General features: G+C 52.4%; 19 protein-coding genes. 5 read left to right on the top strand and 14 right to left on the bottom strand.

All coding sequences use genetic code 11. The features are described from left to right. Nucleotides 1–131: 131 nt before the first annotated feature. Nucleotides 132–980 (bottom strand): GNAT family N-acetyltransferase, encoded by an 849-nt coding sequence (locus HQN87_RS12030; protein WP_173132860.1) that lies wholly within the window; start codon nt 978–980, stop codon nt 132–134. A gap of 98 nt (nt 981–1,078) precedes the next feature. After that, nucleotides 1,079–1,699 (bottom strand): immunity protein Imm33 domain-containing protein, encoded by a 621-nt coding sequence (locus HQN87_RS12025; RefSeq protein WP_173132857.1) that lies wholly within the window; start codon nt 1,697–1,699, stop codon nt 1,079–1,081. A gap of 428 nt (nt 1,700–2,127) precedes the next feature. On the opposite strand from HQN87_RS12025, the gene HQN87_RS12020 reads away from it, so the two are divergent. Next, a complete protein-coding gene (locus HQN87_RS12020; RefSeq protein ID WP_173132854.1) occupies nt 2,128–5,973 on the top strand; it encodes an S-layer homology domain-containing protein in 3,846 nt (1,281 codons plus the stop codon). A 90-nt stretch (nt 5,974–6,063) separates the two neighbouring features. Here the strand turns inward: HQN87_RS12020 and HQN87_RS12015 are convergent, their stop codons facing one another. The 7 genes from HQN87_RS12015 to HQN87_RS11985 all read right to left on the bottom strand — a co-directional run bounded on the left by HQN87_RS12015 (nt 6,064) and on the right by HQN87_RS11985 (nt 10,362). Continuing rightward, nucleotides 6,064–6,945 (bottom strand): AraC family transcriptional regulator, encoded by an 882-nt coding sequence (locus tag HQN87_RS12015; RefSeq protein ID WP_173132851.1) that lies wholly within the window; start codon nt 6,943–6,945, stop codon nt 6,064–6,066. Between the two features lie 115 nt (nt 6,946–7,060). Then, entirely contained in the window at nt 7,061–7,585 is a 525-nt protein-coding gene (locus HQN87_RS12010) for a DNA topology modulation protein (RefSeq protein ID WP_173132848.1), read from the bottom strand. A gap of 25 nt (nt 7,586–7,610) precedes the next feature. Beyond that, the gene (locus tag HQN87_RS12005; RefSeq protein WP_173132844.1) at nt 7,611–7,964 is read right to left on the bottom strand and encodes a DMT family transporter; all 354 of its coding nucleotides are present in this window, start codon (nt 7,962–7,964) and stop codon (nt 7,611–7,613) included. A gap of 2 nt (nt 7,965–7,966) precedes the next feature. Beyond that, nucleotides 7,967–8,290 (bottom strand): DMT family transporter, encoded by a 324-nt coding sequence (locus tag HQN87_RS12000; protein ID WP_173132841.1) that lies wholly within the window; start codon nt 8,288–8,290, stop codon nt 7,967–7,969. Nucleotides 8,291–8,302: 12 nt separating this feature from the next. Continuing rightward, nucleotides 8,303–8,836 (bottom strand): TetR/AcrR family transcriptional regulator, encoded by a 534-nt coding sequence (locus HQN87_RS11995; RefSeq protein WP_173132838.1) that lies wholly within the window; start codon nt 8,834–8,836, stop codon nt 8,303–8,305. Nucleotides 8,837–8,974: 138 nt separating this feature from the next. Next, the gene (locus HQN87_RS11990; RefSeq protein ID WP_173132835.1) at nt 8,975–10,111 is read right to left on the bottom strand and encodes an SGNH/GDSL hydrolase family protein; all 1,137 of its coding nucleotides are present in this window, start codon (nt 10,109–10,111) and stop codon (nt 8,975–8,977) included. Then, nucleotides 10,108–10,362, bottom strand: a complete 255-nt coding sequence (locus tag HQN87_RS11985) for a hypothetical protein (RefSeq protein ID WP_173132832.1) — start codon at nt 10,360–10,362, stop codon at nt 10,108–10,110. Before HQN87_RS11985 ends, HQN87_RS11990 begins: the two co-directional genes overlap by 4 nt. A 178-nt stretch (nt 10,363–10,540) precedes the next feature. Here HQN87_RS11985 and HQN87_RS11980 point away from each other — a divergent pair, with 178 nt between their 5' ends. Both HQN87_RS11980 and HQN87_RS11975 read left to right on the top strand, forming a co-directional pair. After that, nucleotides 10,541–12,415 (top strand): LTA synthase family protein, encoded by a 1,875-nt coding sequence (locus HQN87_RS11980; RefSeq protein WP_173132829.1) that lies wholly within the window; start codon nt 10,541–10,543, stop codon nt 12,413–12,415. Nucleotides 12,416–12,552: 137 nt separating this feature from the next. Next, on the top strand, nt 12,553–13,350 hold the full coding sequence (locus HQN87_RS11975; RefSeq protein ID WP_173132826.1) for a lipase family protein: 798 nt from the start codon (nt 12,553–12,555) through the stop codon (nt 13,348–13,350). 30 nt (nt 13,351–13,380) lie between these two features. Here the strand turns inward: HQN87_RS11975 and HQN87_RS11970 are convergent, their stop codons facing one another. Beyond that, a complete protein-coding gene (locus tag HQN87_RS11970) occupies nt 13,381–15,150 on the bottom strand; it encodes a glycoside hydrolase family 2 protein (protein ID WP_173132823.1) in 1,770 nt (589 codons plus the stop codon). Between the two features lie 230 nt (nt 15,151–15,380). On the opposite strand from HQN87_RS11970, the gene HQN87_RS11965 reads away from it, so the two are divergent. Together HQN87_RS11965 and HQN87_RS11960 are read left to right on the top strand one after the other, a co-directional pair. Further along, nucleotides 15,381–16,109, top strand: a complete 729-nt coding sequence (locus tag HQN87_RS11965; protein WP_173132820.1) for an SDR family oxidoreductase — start codon at nt 15,381–15,383, stop codon at nt 16,107–16,109. 20 nt (nt 16,110–16,129) lie between these two features. Continuing rightward, on the top strand, nt 16,130–16,570 hold the full coding sequence (locus tag HQN87_RS11960; RefSeq protein WP_173132817.1) for a MerR family transcriptional regulator: 441 nt from the start codon (nt 16,130–16,132) through the stop codon (nt 16,568–16,570). 105 nt (nt 16,571–16,675) lie between these two features. On the opposite strand, the gene HQN87_RS11955 is transcribed toward HQN87_RS11960, so the two are convergent. The 4 genes from HQN87_RS11955 to HQN87_RS11940 form a co-directional block, all read right to left on the bottom strand. Then, nucleotides 16,676–17,626 (bottom strand): ArsR/SmtB family transcription factor, encoded by a 951-nt coding sequence (locus HQN87_RS11955; protein ID WP_367272709.1) that lies wholly within the window; start codon nt 17,624–17,626, stop codon nt 16,676–16,678. 50 nt (nt 17,627–17,676) lie between these two features. Then, nucleotides 17,677–18,402, bottom strand: a complete 726-nt coding sequence (locus HQN87_RS32975; protein ID WP_173132814.1) for an MOSC domain-containing protein — start codon at nt 18,400–18,402, stop codon at nt 17,677–17,679. 172 nt (nt 18,403–18,574) lie between these two features. Further along, nucleotides 18,575–20,518: an FtsX-like permease family protein gene (locus tag HQN87_RS11945; protein WP_173132811.1), complete on the bottom strand. Its 1,944-nt coding sequence runs from the start codon at nt 20,516–20,518 to the stop codon at nt 18,575–18,577. After that, nucleotides 20,515–21,270 (bottom strand): ABC transporter ATP-binding protein, encoded by a 756-nt coding sequence (locus HQN87_RS11940; RefSeq protein WP_173132808.1) that lies wholly within the window; start codon nt 21,268–21,270, stop codon nt 20,515–20,517. Before HQN87_RS11940 ends, HQN87_RS11945 begins: the two co-directional genes overlap by 4 nt. Nucleotides 21,271–21,351: the final 81 nt, after the last annotated feature.

Raw genomic sequence — 21,351 nt, 5'->3', positions numbered from 1 at the left:
CGGGTTATCTGGCGATTTAGTTGTATAGAGTACATTTAAGCCTACCATGCGCACCTTAATCGGGGCACGGCAGACCCTCATGCGATGGGTTACTGTATTTTTCACTATTTTAACTCTGATGATCCACGGGTTTAGGTAGTATAGTTGTAGCTGGCTAAATATTTAGCAATGACTTCCTTACTCTCATGCCACCACAGAATTGGGAGTTCGCCTACTTTCGCCATCCCTAACTTCCCAGCTAGATGATTGGAGCCAGTATTGCCGGTATCACAGTCCCAGTACGTCGTTAGCTTCCGCTGACGGGCAAGCTCTATGAATTCTTGACATAGTCTAAAGGCCAAGCCTTGATTCCGGTAATCCTTCTGCGTGATAATGTCCGGTTCAATATAGCCGCCTCCTACATAGAAAGTGTTACAAGCGCTTACAAATCCGCCTTCATTCAAATAACAATAACCAAAGGCTTTGTCCAGATAGGTCTCCGCAGAATCCCACAGCAAGCGATAGCTATCATCCATCTCCTGATTATAGCGTTCAAACAACTGCTCATCTATTCTAGTTAATATAAATTCTCCAGAATCCTCCTGGATTTCAACAGGAAGTGCAGCATCGCCGTTCATAATATAATGTGTTCTGTTCAGCTCCACTGTGTTTTCTTTCAGCGCATCCAGCAGCACAAGCCAGTGACTGGAAGAGAAGTACAAATCATAGAAATTCGCATGATTGGCCGGATTGGCTAAGAAAACAATTAAGCTTTGATTGAACAAATGATCATCTTCCTGTCCAAACAGATAATATTTCCCGCCGCGGCTTGCGACAATTCCTGCAGTCGGCTGGTCTATATTATTCACAAATATTCTACCAGGCTGATTAAGATCCATAACCCCCTGCACAAATACAAAGATGAAATCACCATCTTTATGAGTTAAAAGATGCCTAATCTCGTTGTACCTGCTTGCATGTAATTCTATCGTTCTCCTCATTCCTCTCAGCCTAACTATCCGTTATGTATAGCTGCGGTTCGCACAGCACTAAGGCCGGGGCCACAGTCACCTGTGTCCGCCAGCCCAGTATATCATGCCTACCGCCAATTCTTCACCTCTACCCATTCTGCATCCGGGCCGCTTCGTTCAAATGCCGTGCCCACGGCTCCCTTAAAAGGCTCCAGCAGGCTAGGGTCCCGGTCAATCAGATCATACACATTCATGATCGCCGTGTTCTTGGGGTCGCTTAAGTAGGCGCGATCTTCTTCCCCGGTGAATAGCCGCCAGCCGCTATCCTGCTCCCGGGTAGCGGCTTCACGGTACATCCAGCGTACCCCGCTGCCCGGCAGCATACATTTTCTGGTGACCATGGCCGCCTTCTCCCCTACTTCGACCCACGCCGGATCTCCTTGTCTAAGGATGGACTGGGCGATATGCCTGGGCTCGAATTCCACGGTATCTCCCGGCTGCAGCGACTGTATAACTCCGGGTGCATTGGTCAGAATCCCCGTATATCGTCCGGTAACCGGATCTTGTCCCATGATCTCCACCCACATCCGTTCAGCACGCGGCTGCCCTTCAAGCGCATTCGTCAGCATAAAATGCAACCTAACCATTCTCCCTATCTCCTGCGCTTCCCGTTCTTGTCTGGAGGGAATAAAAAACGACTCAGGATGCAATCGGCTCGTCTCTTCTACATCTTCCAAAGTCCATTCCATGCGGCATACCTCCTGGTCTGTTGTACTAGACTACCATTACCCTAATATGTGCGGGACTATTCAGTGAAGCCTGGGAACCAGATTCCGAGCGGTTTGCGGCCATTGTTTACATACTTAATCTTTTAAATTAATACTACCGGCAACCTGCCACCCTATAATTAACCTCATGTAAGAATTAGCTATATAGATTGAACTTGAAAAATATCCTAAAAGGGAAAAGTGGCGGAGGAGAATTTTGGCACTGTAGGAGCGATAGCGTCCGCCTTTGTCTGCGGATTTCCACCGCGATGAGCGGGTTAAATCAAGAAATCTGTAGACAACAGCGGCCGGAGGGCCAAACATTCTCTGGAGTCACGACAATCCCATAATAGAATAAATACAAGTTAATCTATATAGTCCATTTCGGTAGAATCAGAGGAGCGAAGCACATGCACAGTAAGAAGAATCACCGAAGGTTCAAACGGATAGGGAATAGAATAACCCTGTTCCTCCTATTCCTCTCAGTCGCAGTAAGCACCCTGCAGCCGGCAGGCTTCATTGCAGCTGACCATCCTGTTCCCGGTGCCGTAGTTATCGAAGATTTCGAGCATGACCTGAACGATAATGTACTGGTCCAAAAAAGAAACTTCTCCGGTGCCATGAGCCTGGAGTCCGCTCCCAAGCATGTCCGTTCAGGCCAGAATTCCGTACGTCTGGACTATGACTACATTGGTGTCAAAGAAAATCCCTCCTATGTCTATGTAGGTCCATCCGCCCCGGTCCCCATTACCGGCCTTCCCAAAAAGATTGGCATGTGGATCTATGGTAATAACGACGGACATCTCATCTTCAGCAAGTTCAGAGACGGCAAAGGCAAATCCTTTGAGGTGGAATATCTGGATGAGAACGTCGGCGTGGACTGGACCGGCTGGAAATACATTGAGGGTGACATCCCTCAAGACAAGACAGGGCCAATCCAGCTGGAAATCTATATGCGGATCGAACAGTCCATTGTAGACAAAAAAAATAAAGGTACCGTATGGGTCGACGATGTGCGCCTGATCTATGAGCAGGACCCTAATGAAGATATGGGCGTCCCGGCCCTGGAGATCGTGTCCCCCAGGGATGCAGCCGTAGTCCAGACGCGCACTCCGCGTATAGAGCTGATGGCCACCGATGACCAATCTGGGATTGACCCCGGCTCCGTAGAGCTGAAGCTAGATGGACATCCCGTAACCACCGAGTATGCAGCGGATACAGGCAGCATATCCTACCAGCCCTCCGCTCCGCTGGCAGGGGGATATCACACCGTGCAGGCTGCTGTATATGACAGATCCGGTAACCCCGCCGAACGCAGCAGTTCTTTTGTCATTCCCGAGGGTATTCAATATCAGCTGAGCGCCCCGTCCGAAGTCCTCAGCAATACCACATTCCAATTGAAGCTTCAGATTAAGCAAGCTGCTGATCTGGAGGCTGCGTATGCCAAGCTTCAATACGATCCGCAGACCTTGGATATCGCTTCGGCTGAGCCTGCCGTTGATCCGGCACTCGTTACTCGAAATGAGATCAACTCTGTACAAGGTGAATATCAAGTGCAGCTGTCCGGATTGAACCCTCATTCCTTACCGGATGACGGGACCGCCGTGGTATTGAATATGACGGTTAAGCCCAGTGCCAAAATGGAGCGCGGTGAGGTATTCAAATCCATCGCGATGAGCGACGGCAGCTTACGGATGACTGCTGGAGAAGCGGTGTACGCGCTGGCAGCCCCCCATCCATACACGATCGGTTTTCCTTACACACTTACTGTACAAGGCAGCTCACTCCATACGATAAGTACTTTGCGTGTTACGGATGCTTCAGGCGCGCCCGCCGAAGGAGTCTCTGTAATCGTACCCGATCCGCTTGAGCCGCAATCCTTCGCTGAGGTGAGATCTGGAGAGTCAGGAGTATACACCAATGCTGATTCCGCTTCGGACAAGCTCGCTTCCGCTATACAGGGCGAACGATTCTTCACAACCGGAGTGACCAATGGGGACTATACCGCCATTCTGCTGCCGGATGGCAAAAGAACCGGCTGGATTCCCACTGCTGATATTCAGGTGAGCCTCTTGAAGGAAGCTTGGGGCCTGACGGATGCAAAGGGTGAAATCCATACCGGCCTGACGACTTTGGCCTTGACGAGCCTCAGACTCCAGGCTGTGAACGGGGATAAGGTCAGCAAGGAGTTCAAGCTGTCTGTAGTGCCGCAGCTTGGGTCAGATCAGCCGGAATATGTCAGAACCTATGTTACACAGGATATGAAGTCCACGCGGAGCATTGTCTGGAGAACGGCCCCCCGTGTGGCTGGCGGAGTGATTCAATATGCGAAGGCCAGTGAATTCAAGGGCTTTGACCAGCCGAATATCATGGAGCAGGCCGCTGAACCGCAGCTGCTGTTAGCCCCTGACCGTGTCAATGAGACCTTGTTCCACAAAGGCTTGCTGCAACAGCTGTCACCGGGTACGGAATATATTTACCGTGTAGGAACCCCGGGGCTGTGGAGTGAACAGCATACATTTACAACGGAGGCAGAAAGTCAGAAGTCTTTCTCCTTCTTGTTTGTAACGGATTCGCACACCAATAATGAAGAAGCCCTGCATATCCACCAGGATTTAATGAGCAGTGCCTTCACCCATTACCCGGATGCCCGCTTTGTTATGCATGGCGGCGATATCGTCGATGATGGCGGCGTAATGAACGAATGGGAGCAGGATATGAAGGCCTCCCAGCTCTACAGCGGCGACGTTCCCTCCGCCTATGCCATAGGGAATCATGATATCAAAAACGGCGGAAAGGACGTATTTACCAAGGCGCTGGGATTGCCGGGCAACGGAATGGCAGGACAAGAGCATTTGAACTATTCCTATGATTATGAGGATACTCATTTCGTTGTACTTAACTCGGAAACCGATGAGGCAGAGATGCAGAAACAGGCAGTATGGCTGCGGGAGAATCTGAAGGCCAGCTCTGCGCAATGGACGGTCGCTATGTTCCACCGGCCTGCTTATCATACGGAGGACGGGCGCGGCCCGGAGCTGGTTACCCGGTATTTGGCCCCGGTCCTGGAGGAGTTTGGCGTAGATCTGGTGCTGGTGGGCCATGATCATGCCCTGGCCTGGACCTATCCCATGAAGAAGGGCCAGCCTATGAAGGATGGCAGCCAAGGTACCGTCTATCTGTCCGGAGGGTCCTCCGGCTGGAAATTCTACGATGCAGTCAAGTTCGATTACCTGGAGTATCTGTACGATGACAATTTCCCGGTGTATTCCGCGATCACGATCAGCAAGGACCAGATTGTCATCGAAGCCAGAAAGACGGATGGCGAGAAGCTGCAAGCTTTGACCATTAAAAAAACGGACACAGTAACACCTCAGCCTGAGCCTGGTACCAGCCCGACTCCGAGCCCGACTCCTAGTCCGACTCCAAGCCCAAGCCCAGAACCGAGTCCGCAGCCGAGTGCTACGCCAACTCCAGATTCAGGCTCCGCACCGGGCAATGGATCAGGTACGAAGCCGGGACCGGTGGCAAGCCCGCCCCCTGCGCCAGCAGCTACGGCTGCACCCGCCGTAACACCGGCACCTGCCGCGACACCTACATCTGCTATCTTCGCAGAGGGAGTACAGCCCGGTGTCTTAAAGGATGCACTTAAGGCCAGAATTGCCGGGGGCCAAGCAGATCATTCCGCGCCTGTGCTGAAGGATATTGCAGGTCTGTGGAGCACCCGTGCGATATCAGCATTCTATCAGCTGAAGCTGATTAACGGTTATGAGGACGGCACCTTCCGGCCGAATCACAGCATCACCCGTGCGGAATTCGCCACGGTCATTACCAAAGCCTTTGGACTGATGAGATCGGACGCTTCACCGCAAACCTTAAGTGACATGAAAGCTCATTGGGCCCGTGAGGCCATAGCCACACTTGCTTCCAGGGGAATGATTACCGGTTACCCGGATGGCACCTTCCGGCCGGACCGGACCATCAGCCGGGCTGAGATGATTATGATTCTATCCAGAGTCGTTAACTTCAGCAGCGCCGCAACGGTTGAAGCGGGCCTTAGCTTCAGCGATGCCCAGGCTTCCTGGAACAAGGAGCAGATTGCCCAAGCCGCCGCAATCGGTCTAATTAACGGGCGCGGCCAGGGCCGGTTCGCCCCGGACCAGTCCGCGACCCGGGCAGAGGCTGTAACCCTGATCATGAATGCCCTTTGTCTGGACCCGGAGATCCGAGTCTTAATGGATCAATTAACTAAATAATCGCGCAGCAAAACACCCTCTGGAATGGAGATTGGAATGAACCTTGTGGTTCATCCAATGACCTTCTGGAGGGTGTTTTTGTTGATACTTTTATGAGCGCTCCGCTTCCTTCACGGGAATCCATATTTCACTTCTATAGGCTGGTGAGGTGGTATCCTTGCTCTCATTCCAGAGAATCTCCGGCCCCTCCACCTGCTCGTAATGCGAAGAAGGGAACCATTCCGAATAGATCCGGCCCCAGATATTCTGGAGCGTATCCGGGAAGGGTCCCACCGCTTCAAATACAGCCCAGGTGGACGCCGGGACTTCAAGCACGGCATAGGAAGGCGGACTTGTCAGAGTGGTCGCAACCCCAATATAATGATCAAGCTCTCCCTGCTCCTCCATCCGTCCTGCGGAGAAATTCACCGATGCGCTGAGCATCCCGGCCGGAACGATATTCGACAGCTGCTTCAGCTCTGTGATCATCTCCATGTTCAGACTCTGCCACATAGCGGCGATCTCCGGGTTCACTCCGCTGAACTGGATCGGCACCCTTTTCTTCAATCCAACAATGCGAAACGCCGCTTTCTCTTCCATACGATAATTCATTTCACTGCCTCCTCTGATTGTTAACTGAAACGTCATTCGAGGAAAGGACTTCAGCGGTGTCCCTGCACTTCGGGCTTCCGAAGGCGTCACCCCATGAACCTGCTGGAATGCCTTGGTGAAGGCATCCGGTGAGCTGTAACCCACCTCCAGGGCAATATCAATGATCCGCTTCCGGCTGTGCTGGAGCTTGAATGCAGCCAGGGTCAGACGTCTGCGCCGGATATATTCCGACAGCGGAATCCCGGCCAGGAAGGAGAACATCCGCGTGAAATGATACTCCGAGCATAACGCCAGCCTCGCCGCCTCCCGGGCATCCACCTCTTCCTCCAGATGCTCTTCAATATACGCGAGTGCAGCATTCATATTTTCGAGCAGGTTCATCATCTCCCATCCTTTCCTCACCATCAGATTAACAGCAATTCAGCAGCCGGATCCGACAGTTCCTGCACCAGATTAACGGGTGCCCGCTTCCTCGATACTCTTAACGGTCTTCCGTCTATCCAGACCTTCCGGCATCCGCGAAGCTCTTGACTAACTCCTTGACCTGCCGTCTGCTGGTTACAATAATTACTTCCTGGTGAGACCCGGTCTGCCGGAGTCTCTCCATAGTGCTGCTGCGGCTTCGTGTCTTGTAGTTCCATACCCATCTCACGAATGCCCAGTCCAGCTTCTCTGGGCAGCCTTCGTTCATATCTGGTCTAGACTGGTTGTGATACATCACTCGACGCTTTATAATCCGGTACATACATAAGAGTCTGGGCAGATCCAGCAAAATAATCACATCCGCACGCTTAAGCCTGATATCCATCGTCCTTGAATAATTGCCATCCATAATCCATTGCCCTTGGTCCGTGTATTGCCGCACAAGTTCCTCCCATTCCCCATTCGGCTTAGGAATCCAGCCCGGGTTCCAGAAATGGGCATCTAAATGCACGACGGGAAGATCTAGCAACCCGCCAAGCTGCCGCGCCAGGGTAGACTTGCCTGACCCGCCTGATCCGAGAATTAGAATCCGGTTCATAAGTTCTCCTTTTGCTGTTTTCCTGTTATTTCGCGGGTGATTTCTCCGCTTCCTGCCGGGAAGGACTGGAAGAATTCAGCAGGACCAGCCCCCCGATGATGATGAGCAGACTGATGCCGGTAAGCAGGTTGAACGGATCATTCCAGATCAGGATGCCGATGAGTGCCGTCAGAGCCGTACCAGCTCCCGACCAGATCGCATAAGCGAGGCTTAACGGAATGGTTCGGAGACTGATAGATAAGCTGTAGAACGCGAGTCCCATGCCAATCACCACGCCGATGGATGGCAGCAGGCTGCTGAATCCGTCAGAGAGCTTGAGCATCGTCGTTCCGAAGATTTCCGAGAGAATGGCGACACTTAATGCAAGATAACTTTTCATGGTTATTCCCCCGTTGAAAGCTTCAGGAGCACTACACCGCCAATGATGAGCACTAATCCTGCCACTTTTTTGACATTCAGATGTTCTTTATAGACTAGGACGCCAACCATGGCGGTTAACGCCGTTCCCACCCCTGACCAGATGGCATAAGCTGTCCCAAGAGGGATCTCCTTCAGTGCCAGGGACAGATTGAAGAACGCCAGCCCCATGCCCGCAACCACCGCAATCGAGGGAAGCAGCTTCTTGAACCCGTTCGAGGCCTTCAGCATAGAACTGCCGAAGACTTCGCTGACAATGGCTAATGATAACAACACATAAGAATTCAATGGGGTTGCCTCCTAATCAATCATTTCCAGTAATTTATGAATAACCTTGCCGCGCATTTCATCACCGATCTCCCCGATTCCGAACACCTCCGACAACCACAGGCCGTCCACCGCCAGCCGGACAATCGAGGACATTACGGGATCAATACCATCATTCTCTATGTTCTGTTGCCAGACCGAGTACTGTTCCCTTAGTTCATCCAGCAGAACCCCGTTGGTAAAAAGTGCTGCGTTAAGCGCAACATTCATATCCTGCCCATCCTTATCAGCATCTACGGTAGACTGTAAATAAGCACGGCTCCATTTCCCTTGAATCCGTGTATCCTGGTCCGCTCTCTTCTGAACATCGGCTGCGAAATCACTCGTTATGCCCGAGACCATACTTTGGATTAATGCGTCCTTATTCGGAAAATGGTGCAGCAGACCGCCCTTGCTTACCCCCGCTTCGGCGGCGACCGCTTCTAGCGTGAGCTTCTCAATCCCGTTCTGCTTCACAACCGTTGAAGCTGCAGCCAGGATCAGGCTGCGTTTGGAATTACTGTTCATTTGACTCACCTCTGAATTAACTATACCGTCCGGACGGTTTGCTTGTCAAATGCTTTACAGCAAAAACGCCCATCAGCCGATGAGCGTCCCTGCCTCTTCATATAGAAGGTATCTGCTTGAAGGTATCTGCCGCAGCATCTAGGAACCTGACAATAGTCCCCGGATGTAGCCGCTTAATTCCTGTGCTGTCTGCTGATGGGCAAGCAGCCCCGGATGGGTTCTCGCTCCTATAGTCTCACTTGTCGTATCCGGCAACTGGAACACAGACACGTTCCTATCGCCTGTGGACTTAATATATGTATCCACAGCACGGTAAATGGCCGGCATCAGCGAGAGGCCCAGCATTCCATATACCCACACGATATGCGCGTCGGGGTTACAGGTCCTCAGCTTGCCCACGAACTTCGTCACCGCAGACTCGAAGGCAGCCAGATCCTCTTCATGATAACTTCCGTCTTCCTTCAGCCGCTGCTTATATCTCTGTCCGGTAGTCTCATCCTGCCATTCCGGCGAATGAAAAGCGCCGTCATCATTGGTGCCCAGGTTGACAACGACCACATCCGGCTGCCAGGAGCCGAAATCATTCTTCTGATGCGCTCCAAGTGCTTCATTGTGGTGTCCGGTGAGCAGGCCGCAGACCTGCTCATAGATGTCAGGAATATTGCCCTGCGGGTTGTTATCCCAGCTGGAGAGCACGCCCCACCCGCTCTGTGAAACCACACGGTAGTCAGCCTGGACCGCCTCTGCGGTCATTGCTGTATAATTGTGGACTCCGCTGAACCAGGCCGGTATCCAGTCTTCCTCCGCCTTGGCTCCGATCACGCCTTCACCGGAGGTGATGCTATCCCCGACGAACTCAATCCGGTAAGGCTTGTCTTCGACAGGCAGGAACCCGCCGTCTGTGCGGACCGCATGGAACTGCAAATAGCAGCCCGGGTCACCGCTCATCGCCTGAACTTCTTTTACCAGCCGGATATTCTTCACACGCTCAGGGTTCATTCCTCTGAATACACAGATCCAGTGCCTTCCGGCATTCAGCATTTGTCTGCTTACCGGAACGTTGTTGATCAATATACTGATCCAGGACTCGTGATGATCATAGCCGGATTCCGCCTCCATCCACAATTCGGACGCCCGGACATTCAGCTCAACCGCGCTTCCGGTCCAGAATAAAGTCAGCGGGGCCAGCTCCCCCGTCGTACGCCCATGAATCTTCAGCTGTCCGATCTCAGCCAGTGGCTGTACCTGTAATTGCCGATGGGAGACGCTGCTCATTCCAATCCCTCCTGTCTGGTGGCAATGGTGAAGCTGCGGACCTTCATCCACTTCCCGCCCACCCATTCGTCGATGGTGCCCTTCCTAGTTCGGACACAGAACTTATGCGCCGTGCCCCGGTCGAAGCCCGTTGCCTCATATAACAGATCATCGCCCTGCTGTCCCTTGAAGTACACCTGCTTCAGACCGAGTCTGTTCAATAGTTCAAGCTTTACACTTTCTGTATATTGGCGTGAGAATTCTTTTGACATTAATGTTCCTCCTGCTGGGGTTATCCTCTATTATTCTTCCCGGATCTTCTTTGAGAATAACGTATATCTAGTGAATTTACACCTTATTTTTCACCATACCGCCTTGATATCCGGTTGATTTCAAGCTCGGCCATGTAATAGAATTAATGGATTATATAGAAAAGGATGCGCATACGCAATGCCTGACAAGGAATCACGTTCCCTTCGAAAAAGATCGATTCTGTTCTTCTCTCTGATCATGCTCGTCAAGAGCTATTTCGCCTGGTATTACTTATTCGAGGACGGCCCGACCTGGACCACCTGGCTGAAGGAAATCCCCTTCGTGCTGCTGCTGTTCTGCCTTATCGAATGGTTCGCCACGAGGCGCAAAGTCGCCATTTATCTGCTCGTCAATCTGCTCATTACCGTCCTGTTCTTCTCTCTTATTGTCTATCATAATCATTTTGGAATGATTGCTACGTCTCAGGTCTTCGGCCAGGTCAAGCAGGTGGGTGCCGTCAAAAAAAGTATATTCGCCGTAGTGCATCCGCAATATATGCTTATATTTGTTGACATCATCATCATTGGCTTCATTATGCTCAGAAGGAAGAAAGCGCTGGCCTGGAAGCACTCCATGTCCCGCCGCAGCAACCGCAAGGCCCTGGCTGTCCTGTTCTGTATTTCACTCGTCATGTGTATGATGAATATCTTTCCGAACAAGGCCAGTATGAATGAGAATGTCAAGGCGGAGCAGATGGGGATTCTCAATTATGAAGCCTATGCCGCCCTGCTCGGTCAACCTGAGGAAGAGCCTATGGACCGTGCGGAGATCTCCCAGGCCAGCATTGATAAGACCAAGGGGATTCAGCCTGCTCATGATCCGGTCCTGTTCGGAGCCGCCAAGGGGAAGAATCTGATCATCCTCCAGATGGAGTCGCTGCAGAACTTCCTGATCAACCTGCGGGTCGACGGAACAGAGATCACTCCGAATCTGAATAAGCTAGCCGCCGGAAGCTACTATTTCCCCCGTTTCTTTCAGCAGGTGGGACAGGGCAATACCTCGGATGCCGAATTTATCGTCAACACCTCCTATTATGTTCCGCCGGATGGCCCGGCAACGGAGATGTACGCTCCGAAGGAGCTGCCCAGCCTGCCTAAGCTGCTGGAGGCCCAAGGTTATGCTACCGCAACCTTTCATACCAATAATGTGGAATTCTGGAACCGCGGGGAGCTGTACAACGCACTCGGCTTCGACCGTTATTATGACAAGACTTATTTCGGTGAAGAGGATGCTGTCTTCTACGGCTCTTCGGATGAAGTCCTGTACAGCAAAACCTCTGCCGAGCTTGCACAGATGGATCAGCATGAACAGCCCTTCTATGCCCATGTGATCTCGATGTCATCGCATAATCCGTTCTCCATCCCGGAGAGCAAATACAAGATGACCTTGCCGGAGCGTTACGAGGGTACACTTGTCGGTGACTATATCCGGGCCGAGAACTATGCGGATTACGCGCTGGGCCAATTCATTGACGAGCTCAAGAGCAGCGGGGTGTGGGATAACAGTGTGGTTGTCCTCTACGGCGATCACCGGGGTCTTCCTATATTCTCGCTGAAAGAGGCCGACAAGGTCCTGCTGGAGGAGATTCTGGACCATGAATATAATGAACGCGATCTGATTAATATCCCGCTTATGATCTCTGCCACCGGCATTACGGCACCAAGCGTGAAGGAGCAGCTTGGCGGGCAGGTTGACATTCTCCCTACCGCAGCCAACTTGCTCGGCGTGCCGCTGGATAATCATATTCATTTCGGACAGGATTTGTTGAACCAGACGAAGTATAACCTGCTGCCGCAGCGCTATTATCTGCCGACAGGATCATTCGTCAATAACGAAGAACTCTTCTTGTCCGGCAGCGGGTTCGAGGACGGCCAGCATTATACCTTAACCGGTGACGGGACGGGACTGCTGCAATCGACAGAGGATGAATTCACCCGGGCGCTGGAGCTGCTGCGCATGTCGGACAGTTATGTAACCCAGCTGCCGGACCGGGAAGTGCAAGACAAGAACTGAATAGTCACGAAGCCAAGCCCGGTTCATGAGACTTATCTCTGAATCGGGCTTGTTCATGCATAAATTGCGGCTGTCCCCATAGGCACCAATCCCCCCTTCTGATCATACACAGATAGAAAAGAAGGGCGGGATGCGGGATGAGCAGCATGAGAAATGAAGAGGAATGGGCCATCTTTCTGGCGGCTGTCTGTGGACAGACTTATACCCAATTTGCCAATGCGGACGGTTCATTCGTTGTTCCGGCAGGCTTCTCGGTCGTTCACAGCTTCCAGGCGAAGTCCATGGGTAATGTCTGGGAGCTGTTCGGCTTCATTCTGGAATCTCCGCAGGAGATTATCATTGCCTGGCGCGGAAGCATCTCGACCAATGACTGGCTCTCTAACATGAATGCCGGCCAAAAAAAATACCCGTATATTCCGGAACCCTGCCTGACCCATAGGGGGTTCACAGACCTCTATGCGTCGGCACGGGATGATATTCTTGCCGTACTCAGTACCCTGTCCCCGGAGAAGACGCTGTATGTCACCGGCCACAGCCTCGGCGGGGCGCTTGCGACCCTGTGTGTGCTGGATCTCGCTGCCAATTCTTCCTACAGCTCCCCCTACCTCTACACCTATGGATCGCCCCGTGTGGGGGACCCGGCTTTTGCCAAAGCCTTCAGCTTATATGTCCGCAGCAGCTACCGCTATGCCAATATCTTCGACGTCACCACCTATGTTCCGCCCACCGTCTACAAGCTGCCCAGGCAGGAGACCAAATACTATTACGCCCATGTTCAGATGCTGAAATCCTTGTCCTTCCAGAACGGGACGGTGGAGCTGAACCATGTCATCCGAAGCTATTTCGCTGTACTGGCGAAGACGCGGCCGGAATTCACAGCAGCCTTATGCTCCGGGAACCCCGGCTTCTGCCCGGTGCTTGAGTTAGTCACCTAATTCGCCGCTTGTTAAGCTACAATGTTACGATTATTCCGTTAGCTGCAAATTGGCCTTGCGAATCTCGTCCAGCGGAATTTTCGGTGTCCGGTCTGCCGTTAAGAGTCCGTTCACTTCCTGCTGGACATCCGTAATCTGTGTGTAGCAATATCCGCAGATATAAGGGGTGTCCTTAATGGCCTGGGTGATTGAGCGGAAACGCTCCATAAAGGCCTCCGTGCTGCCCACCTGCTCTCCATATCCCCAGCCGTCACCGGAATCAAAGGCAATGCCGCCGAATTCACTGACGATCACCGGCTGCCCCCGGTAGGCATAGCCTTGGGCCATCACGTACTTCCAGTTATTGAACGAGAATTCCCCGCCAAGCACGCTTCCTGCGTCTGCATAACGCTTATGCAAGGCGTCACCGCTCTCCTCATAATCATGCAGGGTAATAATATCGCTGATGGTATGCTCCCAGCCGTCATTCACAATAACCGGACGGTTCGGGTCAATCGACTTGGTGAGATGGTAGATCGCCTCCGTGAATTTCTGCTGCCGCTTATTCGTGTAGACCTCCGGAATGCCCCACGATTCATTAAAAGGCACCCAGGTGATCACCGAAGGATGATTATATTGCTGCCGGACAATCTCTGTCCATTCGTTCGTGAAGTTCTCCACCGCTTCGTCATTGAACTCAAAGGTCGCCGCCATCTCCGACCAGACCAGCAGCCCCTTCACATCGCACCAGTACAGGAAGCGGGCATCCTCGATCTTCATATGCTTGCGGACACCGTTGTAGCCCATCGCCAGAACCGCGTCGATATCGGCAATCAGCGCCTCCTCCGAAGGCGGGGTCAGATGGCTCTCCGGCCAGTATCCCTGGTCCAGAATCAGCCGCTGATACACCGGGGTATTGTTAAGCAGCACCTTGCCTTGTTCGATGGATATTTTGCGGAGTCCGAAGTACGAATACACCCGGTCAATAACCAGATCATCCTGGTACAGAATGAACTCCACCCCGTACAGCATTGGCGACGCAGGCGACCAGGACTGCAGCTTCCACGGGCCATGCGCTTCATGCGTCAGCTCCACATCCAGCTGCAGCCAGGCCCGGTCTGCCTGTAGTGAGACCTGCTTGAAGGTCTGCTCCCCCGTGCTAATCCGGGTCTCCAGGCGGAGATTAGGCGCAGCCACGTGGGTCTGATATTCAAAACGGACAGAGCGGGTATCGAGATCCGGCGTGATTTTGACAGATTTGAGATACGAGGGTGATACATACTCTACCCACACACTTTGCCAGATGCCTGTCGTCTGCACATAGAAGCACTCGAAGTTCTCCTCTACCCAGCGCTGCTTGCCCCGTGGCTGTGTGCAGCTCTGGCTGTCTTCCGCCTTGACGACCAGCCGGTTCGGCACGCCTGGAGCAGTGTTCAGATAATCGGTAATATCCAGCGAAAAAGCCGCATAACCGCCCTTATGCCCTCCCGCGTACCTGCCGTTCACCCACACCTTCGCGTTGTAATCTACCGCCTGGAAATTCAGCAGCACCCGCTTCTGTCCCAAATCAGCAGGCAGCTGAAGCTCCCTCTCATACCATACATAAGGATGGAAGACCGTCTCCCCGATCCCGCTGGCCTGCGTCTCATAGGTGAACGGCACCTGAATTTTCAAATCCCCCTTAAGCTGCTCATTCCATCTCTCCCGTTCACCAACGTTGTCATCGTCAAACCGGAAATCCCATTCCCCATCTAAGCTCTGCCAGGCGTCACGGACGAACTGCGGCCGCGGATAATCCTTGATATAGTGCTGAGTGGTCATCGAACTGCACACGCTCCTTATGAACAATAATTTTGTTTTAATACAATAAATATGTACTAGTTATTGCAGAATCTGCTGAAATGTCAATGCCCGTTACTCCATGAGTTAGTGGACAATGAAGTCTGCCGACATCCCCTTAAAATTAGTTACTTGACTTTGAGCATACTCCAAGTAGTAAGTTCATGACAGGTGGCCACCGTAATTCGAAACAGGAAAAGGGGAAATACGCAATGACACAACCAACAACCGTACTGATCACAGGTGCAAATAAAGGGATCGGCTATGAAACGGCCCGGCAGCTCGGAGCCCTCGGCCATAGAATTCTGATCGGCTCACGGGATGAGCAGCGGGGTAGCGAAGCGGCAGCCGCTTTGGCACAGGAGAGCATTGATGCCCATTTCATCCATATTGATCTGCAGGATCAAGACAGTATTGCTGCAGCAGCGCAGACTATTGCCAGGGATTACTCCGGCCTTGATGTTCTAATCAACAATGCAGGCATTTCCCTTGGGGGCGGTACTGCTCCCAGTCAATTGCCGATGAGTGACCTCAGAGCAACGTTCGAGACCAACTTTTTCGGTACCCTTTCCGTAACGAGAGCTATGCTTCCGCTGCTCTTGCAGTCTCCGGCAGGCCGGATTGTCAACATGTCCAGCGGCCTGGGTTCCTTGAGCTTCAACAGCGATCCCGGTCATGAGCATGCTGAATTTAATCTACTTGCCTACAATAGCTCCAAAGCTGCAGTTAACATGACTACGATCACTTTTGCCAAAGAATTCAAAGATACTCCGCTTAAAATCAATTCAGGTGATCCCGGCTTTACCGCGACCGATCTCAACGGCTTCACCGGCCTGCGCACCGTGGAGCAAGGGGCTGGCATCGCCGTACGTCTGGCTACACTGGATGCAGATGGCCCGACAGGAGGATTTTTTGATGAGAATGGAGAAGTTCCTTGGTAACCTAATTCAAGGAGGCTCCCATGGATCTCACCACACAGAACATTCCAGACACCGTCACTTCCATCAGCCAGGCTGCGGAGCTGACCGGCTTAACCGAGGATACGATACGCTATTATGAGCGGATTGGTCTGCTTCCCTATGCTGACCGTAAACCCAATGGCCATAGGCACTACAGTAAGGACCAGATTCTGGGCATCCGTTTCCTGATGCGCCTGAAGGCTACCGGAATGACGCTCGAGCAGATGCGGCATTATCTGGAGCTGACCCGTCAGGGTGATGGCACGTTATCTGAACGGTACACTATACTAGAAGCGCACAATGATACAATCGCCCATGAGATCGCAAGGCTTCAAGAGACGCAAGAAGTCATCCGCTATAAACTCCGCCACTTCCGTGAACTGGCGGAGAATCCGAATACCGATGCTTATGACTGTGAGGAACCGGGAAGCAGCGGGCAATAGACAGGCGCGCGAACGGAGTCCAACCCCTGAGGGCAGGGTACATTTCAATAAAAAGACCCGATTTCCACAACTGCGTGGAGTTCGGGTCTTTTTACATGTACATGCTTATATAGGGTTCACACTATAAAAAATCTTCATCACCAGATCCTGCTCATAATCGCCGAACTTCTTGCCGAACAGGTTGATCCCGCCCTTGAACTTCGCGTTCTCCTTCACACCCAGCCGCAGATCGACATGGCTCTGCTCAGTAAGCTTCAACAGGCCCAGATGGACGGCAGAAATCTCCTGATGGTCGATGGTGCTGCGGGTATTATCTACGCTCCAGGTCTTAAGAGCGCCGAACTGTGTGCCCGTATCAATCCACCAGGAAGGATTCAGCTTCCCGCGTCTGCCGCCGAAGTCGCCGGGCGAGGTCCAGGTGCCCACCTCTACATTGTTGATCCACAGCGTAATATCCGAAGGCCAGTCATTCTCATAATTCGGCGCCTCCGAGCAGATCTCCATCGAGAACTGAATCTGGCGGATCTCTGCGCCCTGCGGAATCTCCAGCGGATAGCGGTACTCCAGATAGCCCTTACGCAGCCAGAGAAGCTGGGCGTACACCCGGTCCGGGTGGAAAAAGCCTGCCGGAGAGTCCCCGGCAATAATCGGCCCGGTCTCACTGACCATGCCGCAGGTAGGCGCCACTTCACAGGCGGTGAAATTGCCGATCGGCATGGCAATCTCATAGCAGTACTCGCCGTGGTCCGCTGACGCAAGGCGCTCCGGGACATTGATAATGATCCTGATATCATCATAGATCCGGCTGCAGACCTTCATCGCTCCGCGTGAAGCAGGCAGCAGCTCCGTCTCAATCAGCCCCGCCTGCTCCAGCACCTTCACATTCGAGGCCGACGTGGAGACCGGGATCTCCAGCGCCTCGGCCAGCTCCGCTACATTCATTCTCCGGCTGTTGAGCAGCGCAAGCATTCGCAGCCTAAGCTCCGTAGAGAGCGCATGTGTCACCTTCACCAGCTCATCAGCATTGTCCATGGATAATTCCAGAATATCAATCACTCCGTTTGGCTCTCATATTAAATCCTGCACCGAATACAACATTCCCCGCCTCAGTCCTCCAGCACAACCACCGGATCGCCCAGCCGGACCTCACCGGTCCGGATAATAGAAGCATATAATCCAAACTTCAGATTAAGCTCCTTGTGAACCTGCTTGAGCAGAGAGCTGTCCCGCTCCAGGGTATCGGGGTGGGTTGTTATCATAACACAGCGCTCACAATAGCTGTCCACCTGCAGCTCCGCGCTGCCTATCGACAGGCGGCGGCCGAGCCACGCCTCTTCCCCAAGTGAATCCTCACGGACCTCCACCACGAAGTTGCCCCGGAAGCGGCGCTGATCGACTGGCTTGCCCCATAACGCTTCCAGCTTCTTCAGGCTCTTGTCGGTCACGAGCAGAATACTGGCCCCGTCTACGGATAGCAGCTCCGGATGCTTCGCCTCCGGGTGAGGCGCCTTGAACGCAGACATCGTAATCTCTGTAGAGGTCAGACTCTGTATTTCCTTAAGCAGCTCTGTATCCCAGCCGAATACCCGGCCATCCGCAGCCGTGACACGAATATCTTCGCCGGTATATTCCGCCTTATAGGACATCAGCTTCGGTATCTTTCTGGCAGTGATATACTGCGACCAGTCCTGTTTGGTCATATCATAGAACGAACAATATCTGTCTCCCTGAACCCCGTAGGATTCTATCCGGCAGGCTTCCAGCTCTTCCCCCGCCAAGGATTTCACCGGATAACGGTTAATCGCCCGGATGGCTCCAACTGTAACTGACACGCGCTCGCACCTCTTCTGTTTATAATATGAAGTCTCGGCCCTGCTCTGATTCTATTATCATCCCTTTGCTCTGTACAGATTCGACACAACTCTGCTTATTTCCTGTCACCACATAGAGCCAAAAAGGACAGCCCCAAGGCTATCCTCTCTGTTCCATATCCTTATAGGTTAATCATAACGATTCCCGGATTACCCGCTTGTAATACAGCACGGACAAAAGACCGAAGATGGAGTATAACACAGTATATACCGCCATAACTACGAACATCGGGGTAAGCATCTCGGTGCCGAAGAAGAACCAGCCGGACTTCACGGCGAAGTAGCTGTGGCACAGGCCGACAACAAGCGGGATGCCGAAATTGAATAATTGTTTGAACTGAATACCGCGCAGGAGATCTCCCTGAGTGAAACCCAGCTTGCGCAGAATCGTATATCCGTCCTTCTCCTCCTCACTTTCATCCATCTGCTTGAAATAGAGAATGCAGCCGGAGGTAATCAGGAAGGTCAGGCCCAGGAATCCGACAATGAACATAATTAAGCCCATGTTGGTACGCTGGTTAATTTCATACTCATACTGCGCGAAGCTTGGGAACTCCGGCTTCTGTTCCAGATAGATGTTATATGCTTCTTTGACTTGTGAATGATCCTTCAGCATAATCCCGCGGTAATTCCAGCTGCCAGGTTTGTTGTTCTGCAAATTCGGGTCCTGATGCGCTGTCAGCTCCTGGAAGACCGACTCATCCACCACGAACACCCCGATCACCCCGCCGCCATAATAATACGGTAATACGGGCTTTTCAGACAACTCGCTAAGTTGCTGTTTAATGACGCCGTCCTTTGTGTAAAAGTCCACTTCACCGCTGTCTCTGAGCTTCAGCATGGATTGCAGCGCATGGGTGTAACCTGTAATCATGACTTCACCCGGCTGTACATCTTTCCCTTCCAGACTGCTGTCGCTGATCACCGTAGCTTCGAGACTGGTATCATTGTCCGGGAATTTACTGCTCTCCAGGACTTCCCCAAGATCCAGCTTCACCCGGATTGTAGGAATCTCGAGCACCGTGTACCCAATCTTTTTCTGATCCAGTGCCTGAACGAAGTTAGCCCCCGCATCCTTCATAACAAAGCCGAAATCATGCGGCGAGCTTTCTTTGGCTGATGTCTCTACTGAGTAGTAGGAAATATAGCTCAGAGAGAGCAGGCCGATGGCCAGTGCGGAGACCGTGGTGATGACGGTCAGCAGCAGGGCGTTGGATTTCATCCGGAACATAATCGAAGAGAGCGACAATACCTCGTTAATGGACAGGTAGCCTTTTTTGCGCTTGCGGATGACATTGAAGATGAAGCTGACCGAACCTTTATAGAACAGATAAGTACCGGCTATGACCAGCGCCAAAATGATAATCATCGCCAGCATCAGTCCGTTCATGCCTGTGAACTTCCCGCTGAACAGCTGGCTGGATACATAATATCCGGCAGCAATGAAGCCAATGCCGAGCAGCCCCATAATAATCTCCCACAGCGGCATTTTCTTAACCAGCCCTTGTGTCGTGGACGTTGTCTTGAACAGCGAGAGGATACTCTGCGCCCGGATGAAGGTGTAATTCATAATCATAATCAGCACATACACCACTGCGAACACCAGGACCGTGCGCTGGAACGCCTCCGGGGAGAAGCGCAGCTTCGCCAGCTTGTCGATCTCCAGAATTTTGAACAGAATCATCAGGATCAGCCGTGACATGACGAACCCTGCCCCGATGCCGATGAAGAGCGATCCGAAGTACAGAATCAGATTCTCGGCGCTCAGCAGGGCGAAGATTCTCGTCTTGGTCAGTCCGATCAGCTGGAACAGCCCGATCTCCTTGCTGCGGCGCTTGATGAAGATCGTATTCGCGTACAGCAGGAAGATGGCGACAATGGCGACCAGCAGGACGGAAGAAGCGCCGATGGCGGCCCCGCCTTTCATGGATTCGCCAACCTCATCCATCGCCGGATCAAACTGCAGCGTCACGAAGGAGAAGTACAGGGCCACACTGAAGATCAGAGCAAAGACGTAGAGATAATAGTTCTTGATATTCTTTTTGAGATTCCGCAGGATGATATAATTCAGACTCATTGCGTGACACCGCCAAGGACTCCCTGGGTACTGATAATATCATTGAAGAAGGACTGGCGGGATTCATCGCCCTTGTTCAGCTGTGTGTAGATCTGCCCGTCACGGATGAATACCACCCGGCTGCAGTAGCTTGCGGCAACCGCATCATGCGTAACCATGACGATGGTAGCCTGGCGTTTGCTGTTCATCGCGGCTAGCTTATTCAGAAGGTCGGAAGCCGACTTGGAATCCAGCGCCCCCGTAGGCTCATCGGCAAAAATAATACTCGGATCATGCACGAACGCCCGCGCCGCAGAGGTCCGCTGCTTCTGCCCGCCGGAGATTTCCGCCGGATATTTGTCCTTCAGCTCATGGATGCCCAGCTCCCCGGATACCTGGTCGAACTTCTGATGAGCCTCTTTCTTCGACATGCCAGTGATCGAGAGCGGCAGCATGATATTCTCCTTGACGGTCAGCGTATCCAGCAGGTTGTAATCCTGAAAAATAAAGCCGAGGTGATGCTTACGGAACTCCGCCAGCTGCTTCTCCTTCATCCCGGTGAATTCCTTGCCCTCAATTTCTATCGTCCCTTTGCTGACCCGGTCAATCGAGGACAGCACGTTGAGGAGTGTTGTTTTACCGGACCCGGAAGGTCCCATGATCCCCACGAATTCTCCTTTATTCACCTGGAGATCAATTCCCTTTAACACTTCCTGTTTATTAAATTTGTTGCCGTAGGTTTTATAGATTTTGTTAGCCTGCATAATCACCATTTGGTTCCCCACTCCTTTTCTATAGCTCTATCATAAGCGGGTGGAGGTTCATTTTCCTGCGCTTCGCCGAACAAATGGAAG

Source organism: Paenibacillus tritici (assembly GCF_013204885.1).
Lineage (GTDB): Bacteria > Bacillota > Bacilli > Paenibacillales > Paenibacillaceae > Paenibacillus_AQ > Paenibacillus_AQ tritici.
The sequence above is the reverse complement of the archived record's forward strand: the minus strand, read 5'-3'. Positions and strand labels throughout refer to the sequence as shown.

Coding starts and splice junctions, on each gene's coding strand:
- HQN87_RS12030 (WP_173132860.1), bottom strand. CDS start 980: ATGAGGAGAACGATAGAATTACATGCAAGCAGGTACAACGAGATTAGG.
- HQN87_RS12025 (WP_173132857.1), bottom strand. CDS start 1,699: ATGGAATGGACTTTGGAAGATGTAGAAGAGACGAGCCGATTGCATCCT.
- HQN87_RS12020 (WP_173132854.1), top strand. CDS start 2,128: ATGCACAGTAAGAAGAATCACCGAAGGTTCAAACGGATAGGGAATAGA.
- HQN87_RS12015 (WP_173132851.1), bottom strand. CDS start 6,945: ATGAACCTGCTCGAAAATATGAATGCTGCACTCGCGTATATTGAAGAG.
- HQN87_RS12010 (WP_173132848.1), bottom strand. CDS start 7,585: ATGAACCGGATTCTAATTCTCGGATCAGGCGGGTCAGGCAAGTCTACC.
- HQN87_RS12005 (WP_173132844.1), bottom strand. CDS start 7,964: ATGAAAAGTTATCTTGCATTAAGTGTCGCCATTCTCTCGGAAATCTTC.
- HQN87_RS11995 (WP_173132838.1), bottom strand. CDS start 8,836: ATGAACAGTAATTCCAAACGCAGCCTGATCCTGGCTGCAGCTTCAACG.
- HQN87_RS11990 (WP_173132835.1), bottom strand. CDS start 10,111: ATGAGCAGCGTCTCCCATCGGCAATTACAGGTACAGCCACTGGCTGAG.
- HQN87_RS11985 (WP_173132832.1), bottom strand. CDS start 10,362: ATGTCAAAAGAATTCTCACGCCAATATACAGAAAGTGTAAAGCTTGAA.
- HQN87_RS11980 (WP_173132829.1), top strand. CDS start 10,541: ATGCCTGACAAGGAATCACGTTCCCTTCGAAAAAGATCGATTCTGTTC.
- HQN87_RS11975 (WP_173132826.1), top strand. CDS start 12,553: ATGAGCAGCATGAGAAATGAAGAGGAATGGGCCATCTTTCTGGCGGCT.
- HQN87_RS11970 (WP_173132823.1), bottom strand. CDS start 15,150: ATGACCACTCAGCACTATATCAAGGATTATCCGCGGCCGCAGTTCGTC.
- HQN87_RS11965 (WP_173132820.1), top strand. CDS start 15,381: ATGACACAACCAACAACCGTACTGATCACAGGTGCAAATAAAGGGATC.
- HQN87_RS11960 (WP_173132817.1), top strand. CDS start 16,130: ATGGATCTCACCACACAGAACATTCCAGACACCGTCACTTCCATCAGC.
- HQN87_RS11945 (WP_173132811.1), bottom strand. CDS start 20,518: ATGAGTCTGAATTATATCATCCTGCGGAATCTCAAAAAGAATATCAAG.
- HQN87_RS11940 (WP_173132808.1), bottom strand. CDS start 21,270: ATGGTGATTATGCAGGCTAACAAAATCTATAAAACCTACGGCAACAAA.